Genomic DNA, 12606 nt, shown 5'->3' on the forward strand with positions numbered 1-12606 from the left:
ACCGAGGACGGCCAATGCGCGGCCATTGCCTCGGAGAATGATGAGTAATCTGATGAACTGGACGTGGTTTCACAAGCTGGGCTCGCCCAAGTGGTTTTATGAGATCAGCGGACGCTTGCTGCCCTGGCTGAGCACGGCTGCCGTAGTGTTGCTGGCGGTTGGGATTGTCTGGGGGCTGGCGTTTGCGCCGCCGGACTACCAGCAGGGCAACAGCTTCCGCATCATCTATATCCATGTGCCGGCGGCGTTTCTGGCCCAGTCGGTCTACGTCATGCTGGCGGTGGCCGGTGTAGTCGGCCTGGTGTGGAAAATGAAGATCGCCGATGTCGCGGTACAACAGGCGGCACCCATTGGGGCCTGGATGACCGTGATCGCATTGCTGACTGGGGCCATCTGGGGCAAGCCGACCTGGGGCACCTACTGGGTCTGGGATGCGCGCCTGACCTCGATGCTGATCCTATTGTTCCTGTATTTTGGTGTGATCGCTCTCGGTCAGGCCATCAGCAACCGCGACAGTGCGGCCAAGGCTTGTGCGGTCTTGGCCATCGTCGGGGTGATCAACATCCCGATCATCAAATACTCGGTGGAGTGGTGGAATACCCTGCACCAACCCGCCACTTTCAGCGTGATCGAAAAACCGGCCATGCCGCTGGAAATGTGGCTGCCACTGCTGATCATGGTGCTTGGCTTCTACTGTTTCTTCGGTGTCGTATTGTTGCTGCGCATGCGCCTCGAGGTGCTCAAGCGTGAGGCGCGCAGCAGCTGGGCCAAGGCCGAGGTCAAAGCTCAGGTGGAGAAAAAACTATGAGCTTCAACTCGTTTGCCGAGTTTCTCGCCATGGGCACTCATGGCGCCTACGTCTGGTCGTCCTTTGGCATCAGCTTGGCCGTGCTGGGGCTGAATATCGTACTGCCGCTTTTGGCACGCCGCCGTTACCTGCAAGACGAGGCGCGTCGCTTGCGCCGGGAGAAGTTGCAATGAATCCTCTTCGCAAGAAGCGCCTGTTGATCATCCTGGCGATCCTCGCCGGCGTGGGTATCGCCGTGGCCTTGGCCCTGAGTGCGCTGCAGCAGAATATCAACCTGTTCTATACGCCGACCCAGATCGCCAACGGCGAGGCGCCACAAGACACGCGCATCCGCGCCGGCGGGCTGGTGGAAGAGGGTTCGGTCAAGCGCTCCAGCGATTCCCTGGAAACCGACTTCGTGGTGACCGACGGAGCGGAAAGCGTGACCATTCGCTACAGCGGCATCCTTCCTGACCTGTTCCGCGAAGGGCAGGGCATCGTGGCCATGGGCAAGGTCAATGCCGATGGCGTGTTGATCGCTGATCAGGTGCTGGCCAAGCATGATGAAAACTACATGCCGCCGGAAGTCATGCAGGCCTTGGAGCAAAGCGCAATGAAGCAAAAGCATGACGCGGCCACACAAGGGGGTGCGCAATGATTCCTGAACTCGGCCATCTGGCGATGATCCTGGCCCTGTGCCTGAGCCTGGTACAGGCCAGCCTGCCGATGATCGGCGCCTGGCGCGGCGATCGGCAGTGGATGAGCCTGGCGCAGCCCGCGGCCTGGGGCCAGTTCGCCTTCCTGGTTTTCGCCTTCCTGTGCCTGACCTATGCCTTCATGGTCGACGACTTTTCCGTTGCCTATGTGGCCCATAACTCCAACAGCGCGCTGCCCTGGTACTACAAATTCAGTGCGGTGTGGGGCGCCCACGAGGGCTCGCTGCTGCTCTGGGCGCTGATCCTGGCCGGCTGGACCTTCGCCGTGTCGATCTTCTCCCGCCAGTTGCCCGAGGAGATGCTCGCCCGTGTGCTCGGGGTGATGGGCATGATCAGTATCGGCTTTCTGCTGTTCCTGATCGTCACCTCCAACCCGTTCGCACGCTTGCTGCCGAACACGCCGCTGGACGGCCGCGACCTCAATCCGCTGTTGCAGGACTTCGGCCTGATCATCCATCCGCCGATGCTCTACATGGGTTACGTCGGCTTCTCGGTGGCCTTCGCCTTCGCCATCGCCGCCTTGCTCGGCGGCAAGCTGGATGCGGCCTGGGCGCGCTGGTCGCGGCCCTGGACCATCGTCGCCTGGGCCTTCCTCGGCATCGGCATCGCCCTTGGCTCCTGGTGGGCCTATTATGAGCTTGGCTGGGGCGGCTGGTGGTTCTGGGACCCGGTGGAGAACGCCTCCTTCATGCCCTGGCTGGTCGGCACCGCGCTGATCCACTCCCTGGCAGTGACCGAGAAACGTGGGGTGTTCAAGAGCTGGACGGTGCTGTTGGCGATTGCCGCCTTCTCCCTGAGCCTGCTCGGCACCTTCCTGGTTCGCTCCGGAGTACTGACCTCGGTGCATGCGTTTGCCACCGACCCGGAACGCGGGGTGTTCATCCTGGCCTTCCTGTTGATCGTGGTCGGCGGTTCGCTGACCCTGTTCGCCATCCGTGCGCCGGTGGTCAAGAGTCAGGTCGGGTTCGCCCTGTGGTCGCGGGAAACCCTGCTGTTCGTGAACAACCTGATCCTGGTGGTGGCGGCGGCGATGATTCTGCTCGGCACCCTCTACCCGCTGGTGCTGGACGCCATGACCGGGGCCAAGCTGTCGGTTGGCCCGCCGTACTTCAACACGCTGTTCGTGCCGCTGATGGGCCTGCTGATGGCGATGATCGCGATCGGCGTGCTGGTGCGCTGGAAGGACACGCCGCTGCGCTGGCTGTTGGGCATGCTGGCGCCGGTGCTGATCGGCAGCGTGGCACTGGCCGCGCTGGCGAGCGTGTTGCACGGCGACTTCAGCTGGGCGGTGCTGGGCGTCTGCCTGCTGGCCAGTTGGGTGGTGTTGGCCGGGGTGCGCGACATTCATGACAAGACCCGCCACAAGGGCCTGCGCAAGGGCCTGCCAAGCCTGGGCCGCAGCTACTGGGGCATGCAGACGGCGCACCTCGGCCTGGCCGTGTGCGCCCTCGGGGTCATCCTGACCAGCATGGGCAGCTTCGAGCGCGACATGCGCATGGCGCCGGGCGACTCGGTGGAAATGGGCGGTTACCAGTTCATCTTCGAGGGCGCCGAGCACTTCGAGGGACCGAATTTCACCTCGGACAAAGGCACCGTGCGCATCCTCGAAGACGGCCAGCAGATCGCCGTGCTGCACCCGGAGAAGCGCCTGTATACCGTGCAGCAGTCGGTGATGACCGAGGCCGGGATCGACGCCGGCCTTACCCGCGACCTGTTCGTCGCATTGGGCGAGCCGCTGGAAGACGGCGCCTGGGCCGTGCGTGTGCACATCAAGCCGTTCGTGCGCTGGATCTGGTTCGGCGCCTTGCTGATGGGCCTGGGCGGCTTCCTCTCGGCGTCCGACAAGCGTTACCGGATGAAGGTCACCACCCGGGTGCGTGAAGCCCTGGGCATGGCGGGGGCGCAAGCATGAAGCGGTTGATCCTGTTGTTGCCGTTGGCGATCTTTCTCGGCGTGGCGCTGTTCCTCTACCGCGGCCTGTTCCTCGATCCCTCCGAGTTGCCTTCGGCGTTGATCGGCAAGCCATTCCCGGCGTTTTCCCTGCCGGCAGTAGAGGGCGATAAAACCATCAGTCAGGCCGACCTCAAGGGCCAGCCGGCGCTGGTCAATGTCTGGGCCACCTGGTGTGTGGCCTGTCGGGTCGAGCATCCGGTATTGAACAAGTTGGCGCAGCTGGGCGTGACCATCCATGGGGTCAATTACAAGGATGACAACGCCGCGGCGCAGAAGTGGCTGGTCGAATTCCACGACCCCTACCGGCTCAATATCAACGATGCGCGCGGCTCGCTGGGCCTGGATCTGGGCGTGTACGGCGCGCCCGAGACCTTCCTGGTCGACAAAGACGGCATCATCCGCCACAAGTTCGTCGGCGTGATCGACGAGCGGGTCTGGCGCGAACAACTGGCACCGCTCTATCAAGAGCTGGTCGACGAGGTCAGCCCATGAAGCGTTTGCTCAGTGCCGCCGTGCTCGGTTTGCTTCTGCTCGGTACCGCCCAGGCGGCCATCGACACCTACGAGTTCGCCGACGAGGCCGAACGCCAGCGTTACCGCAGCCTGATCGAGGAACTGCGTTGCCCCAAGTGCCAGAACCAGAACATCGCCGATTCTGATGCGCCGATTGCCATGGACCTGCGTGCGCAGGTCTATCGCATGCTGGAAGAGGGCCAGAGCAACGAGCAGATCATCGATTACCTGGTCTCGCGTTACGGTGATTTCGTCCTCTACAAGCCGCCGGTCACGGCGCGCACCCTGCTGCTCTGGTACGGCCCGGCCGGGCTGTTGCTCGGCGGCTTCGTGCTGCTCGGCGTGGTGGTACTGCGTCGTCGGGGCAAGAAGTCCGCGGGCTCGAGCGGCCTTTCCACCGATGAGCAGCAGCGCCTGGCTACTCTGCTCAGCCAACGGCCTACCAATCAAACGCCTCAGGATAAGAACGACCGATGATCGAATTCTGGCTGTCCGCCGGCCTGCTGTTGCTGGCCGCCCTGGGTTTTCTGCTGATACCGGTCATGCGTGGCCGCAAGGCCCAGGCCGAAGAAGACCGCACCGCATTGAATGTCACCCTCTATCAGGAGCGCCTGCAGGAGCTGGAGAATCAGCGCCAGGCCGGTACGCTCAGCGAGGAGCAATGGCAGAACGGTCGCGACGAAGCGGCCCGCGAACTGTTGGCCGACACCGAGGGTGCCGAGAGCAAGGCCCGGGTCGGTGTGCTCGGCAGCAAGGTGCCGCTGACCGCCGCCTTGCTGATGCCGCTGCTGGGTTACGGCCTGTACCTGTACTGGGGGGCGATCGACGACGTCGAGCGGGCGCGGACCTTCGCCGAGCAGCCGCAGACCATCGAGGCGATGACCGCGCGTCTGGAGGCGTCGGTGAAGGCTGATCCGACGTCCGCCGAAGGCTGGTACTTCCTCGGCCGTACCTACATGGCCCAGGAGCGTGCCGCCGACGCCGCCACTGCCTTCGAGCGTGCGGTGGAGACCGGCGGACGCGAGCCGGAGTTGCTCGGCCAGTGGGCCCAGGCCCTATATTTCGCCGGCGACAAACAATGGAGCGAGCAGCTGCAGACGCTGACCGACGAAGCGCTGAAGGCCGACCCGGCGGAAGTCACCAGTCTCGGCCTGCTCGGCATCGCCGCCTATGAAGAAGGGCGTTTCGAGGAGGCCATTGGTTTCTGGGAGCGTCTGGTCGCGGTATTGCCCGAGCAGGATCCCTCGCGCCAGGCCATCCAGGGCGGCATCGCCCGCGCCCGTGAGCGCCTGGCTACACCGACGGATGCGTCGCCGACTGTCGCCGCGAGCGGGCAACTGAGGGTCAAGGTCGATCTGGCGGCCGCATTGCAAGACAAGGTGGAGCCGGGCGACAGCGTGTTCGTCTTCGCCCGCGCCGCGTCCGGGCCGCCGATGCCGCTGGCGGTCAAGCGCCTGACCGTGGCCGATCTGCCGGCCGAGGTCAGCCTGTCGGACAGCGACGCGATGATGCCGCAACTGAAAATTTCCGGGTTCGAACAGGTGCAGCTGGTGGCGCGTATTTCGCGCAGCGGCAATGCCACCGCCGGCGAATGGATCGGCCGTAGCCAGCCGTTGGCCAGCAGCACCACCGAGGCGCAGCACCTGACCATCGACACAGCGGACGGCCAGGCGCAATGAACAGGTGGCTGACGCTTGTCCTGGCCATCGGTTTGTCGAGCCTGGCCGGCTGCGCGGTGCAGGGCACGGCGCCGATCGGCCAAGTGCCGGTGGTGAGCAAGTCCCACCCGCGCTATGCGCCGCCGCCGGGGGTGGAAAGCCACTGGGATGGGGGTCTGGGTGTCTATGTGGTGGGTGGCGCGCGTGACCTGTATTACCGCGAGCGCACCTACTACCGCTGGAGCAGCGGCTGGAGTTGGGCGACCAATCCGCAAGGGCCGTGGCAGGCGACCGACAGCAGCGGCGTGCCGCCGGGCCTGTACCGGCGGTACGCGCAGTAGCGTTGCCTCTGCGTCAGGTTGAATTTGCCGTGTCGTAGGGTGGGCCGGGCGGCGTTCCGCTTCAGCCCACCGAGGCATCAGTGATACTTGCAGACGGTGGGCTGAAGCCCACTCTACAAACGCTCAAAGGTTGTGAGAATATCGAGCGCCCTAGCGCAACGCGACCAGCGGGCGCCAGGGGGCGCAGTAGGCGAGAGTTTTTTCACCGCCTCTCAGGCCAGCACCCCGTCGCGAAAGTCGCGCAGCGCCTGCTCGATCTCTTCCTGGGTATTCATCACGAAAGGCCCGTACTGCACGATCGGCTCGCCCAGCGGCTTGCCGGCGATCAGCAGCAGTCTGGCGCCGTCGCGGCTGCTCAGGCGCAGTTCGCCGCTATCGGACAAGCGCACCAGGCGTCCGGCGGGCACCTCCTGTGCACTGGCGCCCGGTAACTCGAGCGTGCCTGCGTAGACGTACAGCATGGTGCGATGGCCATCAGGCAGGCGCGGGGCGATCTGGCTGCCGGCCGGCAGGCGCAGGTCGAACAGCTGTGGCTCGGTGTGCGGGCGTTGTACGGCGCCGCTTTGCTGCACCTCGCCGTCGTCGAACTGGCCGGCGATCACCACCGCCTCGACGCCGCTGGACGTGGTCAGGCGCGGAATATCGCTGGCGGGAATGTCGCGGTAGCCGGGGTCGCCGAGCTTGTCCTTGGCCGGCAGGTTGAGCCACAGCTGGAAGCCGTGCATGAGCCCTTGTTCCTGCTCGGGCATCTCGCTGTGGATGATGCCGCGGGCGGCGGTCATCCACTGCACGCCGCCGCTTTGCAGCAGGCCGACATTGCCCAGGTGGTCTTCATGGCGCATGCGGCCTTCGAGCATGTAGGTGATGGTCTCGAAACCGCGGTGCGGGTGCGGCGGGAAGCCGGCGATATAGTCGTCCGGATCGTCCGAGGCGAATTCATCGAGCATCAGGAAGGGGTCGAAACGCTCGATCCCGCCGCCGCCAATCACCCGGTTCAGGCGCACACCGGCACCGTCGGACGCGGGTTTTCCGGGCTGGATGGCGAGTACGCTGCGTGCTGGGTTCATGGGGCACCTCCTCAAGTTGGAATATGCCCATCCTATGTCTATAAATCGGATCGATGGTTGCGAAATTCGCGACATAATTATCGGTTTATTAGATATTCGGCCGGCAGGGCATGGCCAGGCGCTTTTTGCCGGGCAGTTCGAAGCCCTCGATCCGTCGGCCGATGGCGTGGCCTTCCGAGGTGCATTGCGCCCGCTATGGCGTTGCGCGACGCCTAGCGACGGCGCTCGGTATTTTCACAACCGCTGCTGAGCCGCGCCAGGTTGAAATCCTGGGACGGCTCGAGCTCAAGCAGGTCGATCTATTCGGCAATCAGCAGCTTGCGCGACTCGTTGTAGAAGTAGCGGATCTTCTCGTACTCGAACGGCGAGTTGAGCTGGCCGTAACGGAAGTTGACGGTGGAGCGCTGGTCGACCGTCTCGAGCAAAAAGATTTCCGGATGGCTGTTGGTGGCCTCGGCCACGTTGAGCCAGTTGACCTGACTCTTGGCGCTGAAATCCACCACCAGTCCGCCGGTGTCGCGCAGGTTGGAGGGGCCGAGCAGCGGCAGCATCAGGTAAGGGCCGGCCGGTGCGCCGTAGAAGCCCAGGGTCTGGCCGAAGTCTTCGCGCTGCTTCGGCAGGCCCATGCGGCTGGCCGGATCCCACAGCCCGGCTACGCCGATGGTGGTGTTGAGCAGCAGGCGGGCGGTGGTCTGCATCGAGCGCTTGGCCTTGAACTGCAGCAGGCTGTTGACCAGATTGGGCACGTCGCCGAGGTTGCTGAAGAAGTTGCTCACCCCATGTTGCACGACAGTCGGGGTGACATAGCGATACCCGTCGACGATGGGCAGAAACACCCACTGATCGAAGCGGTAGTTGAAGTGATAGACCCGGCGGTTCAAGGATTCCAGGGGGTCGTAGACATTCAGGGCGCCCAGGGTGGAGCGCTCGAATTCGCGCTGATCCAGGCGTGGGTTGAACTCCAGGTGCTGCAGCGGTTGCTTGAAGCCGTCTGCATCGGCCTGATGCTCGGCCTGAGCCTGGCCGCAGGTCATTAGCAGGGTCAGCAGCAGGGTTGTAGCAAGCGGCTTAACAGGCTGTTGAAAAACTACCTGCGTTGCCGCTGCGTCGTTAGAAACCGGCTCAAAATGCTCATTTACAACACCTGAAGTCGAATGCGATCCCAGTCGCATTTTCGCCTGTTTCTGCCTAGCTTCGGCTGCCTCGCCTACGTTATTCAACGGTCTGTTATCCACGGAAGAACTCCAGCATGGCGTCGCTATTGACCCGGTAGTTGAGGTTGCCGCAGTGCCCGCCGAACGGGTAGACGGTTAGGCGCTCGCCCAGGGTGCGGCGCAGAAAGCCCAGGTCGCCAGGGCCGAGGATGAGGTCGTCTGCGTTGTGCATCACGGCGATCTTGCTGGAGTCTTTCAAGTAGTCCTCGACGGCGTAGAGACTGATCTGATCGACCATCTGGGTAACGCTGCCGCCATTGAGGCGGGCCCGCCACATCGGGATCAGTTGCTCGGTGATGTAGCAGTTGAAGTTGCATTGCAGCGCGCGCCTGAAGAAGGGCGTGAGGCTGGTGCTGTCGTTGATCGGATAGCGCGCCGGGGTGATCAGGCCGCGCCGGTTGATCAGGTCGGAGGTGAAGGCGATATCGGCAGCGGCGAAGCGGAACACCGCGCCAATCAGCATGGCCATCTGCTCGTCGGAAAGCTGCTCCTTGGAGCGCTGGAAGTCATATAGCATCGCTTCGTTGAGGTCGACGTAGCCCTTTTCCTGGAAATAGCGGGTCAGCTTGGCCAGTACCATCTCGTAGAAGGTGGTGGTGTCGTCTATGCCCTCGACCCGGGTCTGCATCAGGCGGTCGAGGTTGTTGATCGAGGTGTAGAGGTTGACCGGCGGGTTGAGCAGCAGCACGCGCTTGAAGTTGAAGCTGCGTCGGGTTTCGTCGAGCTGGCTGACGAATGCCGCCTGCAGGGCGCCCAGGCTATAGCCGGTCAGGTGGAAGGCACTGACCTTCAGGCGCGGATGCTGGGCGCGCACGGCCTGCATCGCCCGGTACAGATCGTCGGCATCCTCGCTGGTGAGGCCCGGTGTGGCGGAGCGCGAGGCGGCGGTCATGAAGTCGTAGCTGGTCGGCGAGGACAGCTGCACCACGTGGTAACCGGCGCCGTAGAACAGTTTTTTCAGGTAATCCGCTGTGCTGCTGGAGTAAGGCATACCCGTGCCGGCGATGATGAAAATCAGCGGCGCCTCGCCTTTCTGCTGGGCCAGGCGATACCCCATCTTGGTCACCGGCCAGAAGTTATCCGGCAGTTCGAACTCGCGCTCCGGGCGCAGTCTGACTCGGTAGTCCTGCTGGTCAATGTCGGCATCGGCCGGCAGTTGCGGGCGCAACTCGGGCGGGGTGGTGGCGATGGTCGCCTCGAACGGGTTGGTCAGTGGATAACCATAGCTCTGCGCATCGATCTCGGCAGCCAACAGTGACCCACCGAGGGTTATGCCGCACAGCAGAGCAGCGAGGTGATATACAAGCGGCATGACTTGAATCCCTTTAAAAGAGCGCGGATTGATCGAGTTGAATGAAGTGTGACAACTGAACCTGCAGAGAGTGCCGGTCAAACCGATCTTTGACTCAACTCATGCAGTGCCGGGCCGGTCAGGCGATACTGCGTCCAGTCATCCAGCGGCTGAGCGCCCAGGCGCTTATAGAAGTCGACGGCCGGTTCATTCCAGTCCAGCACCGACCATTCCAGGCGGCCGCAACCGCGCTCTATGGCCAGGCTCGCCAGCTTCCCGAGCAAGGCGGTACCAAGCCTCGTGCCACGAGCGCTGGAGCGTACATAGAGGTCTTCGAGATAGATACCGGGTTTGCCGAGAAAGGTCGAGTAATTGTGGAAGAACAGGGCAAAGCCTGCGGCCGCGTCATTCACTTCGCCGATCAGCACCTCGGCGAAGGGGCGCGTGCCGAACAAGTGTTCGCGCATTTGTGCGGGGTCGGCGACCACCTGGTCGCTGAGCTTCTCGTACTCAGCCAGTTCGCGGATAAAGCCGATGATCAGTCCAACATCGTCAGGTTGGGCACTGCGGATGTGCAAATGAGACATGGTCGTTCCTTGAGTTGCCGGTCAGGTGAGCATGCGGTGTGGCCAGAGGGCTTGCAAGCTGTGTCCAGCATCCTTGGACCACTTCACCATCACTGCTCGGCGCGTCAGGCGTTTGAGGCGGCTGCAGTCGGCGAGATTCTTTGCGCCGCCTCTCAAGCCTGATGGTGCAGCCAGGCATGCTTCGGTCGCACTGGTGTTGGTCGCGCACGATTCTCCAGGCGTTGCCAGAGCTTCTCGTGGAAGTAGAAACCGACCGAATTGCACAGTGGCTCGATGGCGGCCACCAAGCCACTGGCCGCGACGCTGCCAGTCAGCGCATAGGTCACCGCAAAGGCGATGCAGAAGTGCATCAGGGTGAAGGTCAGGGTCTTGAGCATGGCAGCCTCTAATCAGAAGTATCAGCGATTGTTTGTGAGGCTAGCGGCTTCATGCTGATTGAGGAAATGCTTCATTCTGATTCATTCGATAGTATTTGATAATTGATAATGGTAATCGAGCAGGGGAGGCCGCGAGAACTCGTCAATAAAATCTGCGGAGGAATTTGACAAGGCGAGGCTGGCGGCTAACTTGAAGTGCGCGGCGCATGGAAGTCCCGCGTCGCTCACCGTTGACTTGAGCTTTTCTGAAATGGAGTTCCAACATGCATAAGCGCTACCTCTCTTCCCTGTTGTGTGCTGTTCTGACCGCAGCTGCTCTCAGCGTCTCCGCCGCCGAAACCACCAAGACTGCTCCCGCGAAGCCTGCGGCGGTGCAAGTGGCGGCGGAGGCCAAGGTCAATCTCAATACGGCCGATGCTCCCACGCTGCAGCGTGAGCTGAGCGGTATCGGCGAGTCCAAGGCCAAGGCGATAGTGGCGTACCGTGATACCCATGGCGCATTCGCCTCGGTTGACGAGCTACTTGAGGTCAAGGGTATCGGCGAGTCCATCCTGGCGAAGAACCGCGACAAACTGAGCATCAATTAACTCGTAAGCTGGAAGATGGAGGCCGGTCACTGACCGGCCTTTTTGCATGTTGGGGGTGACCGCAAGCCGGGTCCTGCAATACAGTGCGCGTTTTCTGGGCGGCCTCTGACGCCGCCTGGTATCGGCAGGTGTGGGTCAACGGACGGTTATCTTTTCGATGAATGCAATGTCTCCCCAGGCGATCTACCGGCATGCCCTCGAACACCATGGTTTCCAGACGGATAGCGCCCAGCTTCGGGCGGTGCAGGCGCTGGTGCTTTGCCATAGGGCGCTGCATCAGCCGCAAGCCGGTGCGCAGCCGGTCGGCGGGGTTTATCTCTGGGGGCCGGTAGGGCGTGGCAAGACCTGGTTGATGGATCAGTTCTATCGAAGCCTGCAGGTGCCTGCGCGGCGTCAGCATTTCCATCACTTCATGCGCTGGGTGCACCGCCGCCTGTTCCAGTTGACCGGCATGGCCGATCCCTTGCGGGCTCTGGCCCGTGAGCTGAGCGACGAGGTCAGGGTGCTGTGTTTCGACGAGTTGTTCGTCAGTGACATTGGCGATGCCATTCTGGTCGGCGGCTTGCTGCGGCTGATGTTCGAGGAGGGCGTTGTGCTGGTTGCCACCTCCAACCAGGCGCCGGAGCAGCTGTATGCCGACGGTTTCAATCGGGAGCGCCTGGTTCCGGCGATCGTCGCCATCAACCAGTACATGCAGGTTGTCGGTGTCGATGGCGGGCAGGATCACCGCCTGCATCCGGGGCTGCAGCAGCAGCGTTATTGGCAGAGCGAGCCGGATCGACCCAGTGCGCTACAGGCGGTTTTTCGCCGGTTATCCGCTGACGAACCCTCATCCAGCGAGCCCGTTGTGCTCGGACAACGATCAATTAGCGTGGTGCAGCAGGCGGCTGCGGTGATCTGGTGCCGCTTTGCCGATCTGTGCGAACAGCCGATCTCGGCACTGGATTTCATCGCCCTGTGCGATCGTTTCTCGGCCATTGTGCTCAGCGAGGTACCTGCGCTGAGCGGCCAGCAGAAACCCGGCGCTATCGCCCGCGGTACCGAGGATGGTGTCGAGCGGGTGGTGACCGGCGACCGCGAGTTGCCCGCGCTGGCGGCGCATGACGACAGCGTGCGGCGCTTCATTGCCCTGGTGGATGAATGCTACGACCGCCGCGTGCCGCTCTACCTGGAAGCCCAGGTGCCACTGGAGGCGCTCTATACCGAGGGTTACCTGGCTTTCCCGTTCCGTCGTACCCTGAGTCGGCTGCGGGAAATGCAGCTGCAACGGTTTTCTGCGGTTTAGCCGCTACCGTCCCCCCTGCGCGGATGGGTAAGGGGCAGTCCCATAGTCCGGATGAGCGCCAGGATGATCCGCAACGGACTTCACGGATTGCGCCTGGGCTTATCCAGGCTACGAAGCGTTAGGCGCGGTCGCCCCGTCTTTGACGCCGCGCTGTCGCGCAGCAAACTGTGTGCTCGTGACCCCCTGTCGTAGGAGCGGCTTCAGCCGCGAAGCTTTGGCTGTGCATCGAAG

Annotated in this window: 15 protein-coding genes; 10 read left to right on the plus strand and 5 right to left on the minus strand. The window is 62.9% G+C overall.

What is annotated here, in order from left to right; genetic code table 11:
* Positions 1-49: 49 nt before the first annotated feature.
* Genes ABZE94_RS02010 through ABZE94_RS02045 form a run of 8 tightly spaced genes read left to right on the plus strand, consistent with a single transcriptional unit; the run spans position 50 to position 5967 of the window.
* Positions 50-808: a heme ABC transporter permease gene (locus ABZE94_RS02010; protein ID WP_372873874.1), complete on the plus strand. Its 759-nt coding sequence runs from the start codon at positions 50-52 to the stop codon at positions 806-808.
* Positions 805-981: a heme exporter protein CcmD gene (gene ccmD / locus ABZE94_RS02015; protein ID WP_372873858.1), complete on the plus strand. Its 177-nt coding sequence runs from the start codon at positions 805-807 to the stop codon at positions 979-981. Before ABZE94_RS02010 ends, ccmD begins: the two co-directional genes overlap by 4 nt.
* On the plus strand, positions 978-1445 hold the full coding sequence (ccmE, locus tag ABZE94_RS02020) for a cytochrome c maturation protein CcmE (RefSeq protein WP_372873859.1): 468 nt from the start codon (positions 978-980) through the stop codon (positions 1443-1445). The genes ccmD and ccmE overlap by 4 nt, the downstream gene beginning before the upstream one ends.
* A complete protein-coding gene (locus ABZE94_RS02025) occupies positions 1442-3415 on the plus strand; it encodes a heme lyase CcmF/NrfE family subunit (protein ID WP_372873860.1) in 1974 nt (657 codons plus the stop codon). The genes ccmE and ABZE94_RS02025 overlap by 4 nt, the downstream gene beginning before the upstream one ends.
* Complete coding sequence (locus ABZE94_RS02030) at positions 3412-3948, plus strand: DsbE family thiol:disulfide interchange protein (RefSeq protein ID WP_372873861.1); 537 nt, start codon at positions 3412-3414, stop codon at positions 3946-3948. The genes ABZE94_RS02025 and ABZE94_RS02030 overlap by 4 nt, the downstream gene beginning before the upstream one ends.
* Positions 3945-4445 (plus strand): cytochrome c-type biogenesis protein, encoded by a 501-nt coding sequence (locus ABZE94_RS02035; protein ID WP_372873862.1) that lies wholly within the window; start codon positions 3945-3947, stop codon positions 4443-4445. Before ABZE94_RS02030 ends, ABZE94_RS02035 begins: the two co-directional genes overlap by 4 nt.
* Entirely contained in the window at positions 4442-5647 is a 1206-nt protein-coding gene (gene ccmI / locus ABZE94_RS02040) for a c-type cytochrome biogenesis protein CcmI (RefSeq protein WP_372873863.1), read from the plus strand. The genes ABZE94_RS02035 and ccmI overlap by 4 nt, the downstream gene beginning before the upstream one ends.
* Positions 5644-5967, plus strand: coding sequence for a hypothetical protein (locus ABZE94_RS02045; RefSeq protein ID WP_372873864.1), 324 nt, complete (start codon positions 5644-5646; stop codon positions 5965-5967). The genes ccmI and ABZE94_RS02045 overlap by 4 nt, the downstream gene beginning before the upstream one ends.
* 212 nt (positions 5968-6179) lie before the next feature.
* On the opposite strand, the gene ABZE94_RS02050 is transcribed toward ABZE94_RS02045, so the two are convergent.
* The 5 genes from ABZE94_RS02050 to ABZE94_RS02070 form a co-directional block, all read right to left on the minus strand.
* On the minus strand, positions 6180-7034 hold the full coding sequence (locus ABZE94_RS02050; protein ID WP_372873865.1) for a pirin family protein: 855 nt from the start codon (positions 7032-7034) through the stop codon (positions 6180-6182).
* A 299-nt stretch (positions 7035-7333) separates the two neighbouring features.
* Complete coding sequence (locus ABZE94_RS02055) at positions 7334-8068, minus strand: VacJ family lipoprotein (protein WP_372873866.1); 735 nt, start codon at positions 8066-8068, stop codon at positions 7334-7336.
* A gap of 193 nt (positions 8069-8261) precedes the next feature.
* Positions 8262-9560 (minus strand): serine/threonine protein kinase, encoded by a 1299-nt coding sequence (locus ABZE94_RS02060; protein WP_372873867.1) that lies wholly within the window; start codon positions 9558-9560, stop codon positions 8262-8264.
* Positions 9561-9637: 77 nt separating this feature from the next.
* Positions 9638-10126, minus strand: a complete 489-nt coding sequence (locus ABZE94_RS02065; RefSeq protein ID WP_372873868.1) for an N-acetyltransferase family protein — start codon at positions 10124-10126, stop codon at positions 9638-9640.
* A gap of 152 nt (positions 10127-10278) precedes the next feature.
* Positions 10279-10503: a DUF2061 domain-containing protein gene (locus tag ABZE94_RS02070; RefSeq protein ID WP_372873869.1), complete on the minus strand. Its 225-nt coding sequence runs from the start codon at positions 10501-10503 to the stop codon at positions 10279-10281.
* A gap of 263 nt (positions 10504-10766) precedes the next feature.
* Here ABZE94_RS02070 and ABZE94_RS02075 point away from each other — a divergent pair, with 263 nt between their 5' ends.
* Together ABZE94_RS02075 and zapE are read left to right on the plus strand one after the other, a co-directional pair.
* On the plus strand, positions 10767-11090 hold the full coding sequence (locus ABZE94_RS02075; protein ID WP_372873870.1) for a ComEA family DNA-binding protein: 324 nt from the start codon (positions 10767-10769) through the stop codon (positions 11088-11090).
* 157 nt (positions 11091-11247) lie between these two features.
* Positions 11248-12375: a cell division protein ZapE gene (gene zapE, locus ABZE94_RS02080; protein ID WP_372873871.1), complete on the plus strand. Its 1128-nt coding sequence runs from the start codon at positions 11248-11250 to the stop codon at positions 12373-12375.
* Positions 12376-12606 lie beyond the last annotated feature (231 nt).

Source organism: Pseudomonas sp. (assembly GCF_041601375.1).
GTDB lineage: Bacteria > Pseudomonadota > Gammaproteobacteria > Pseudomonadales > Pseudomonadaceae > Aquipseudomonas.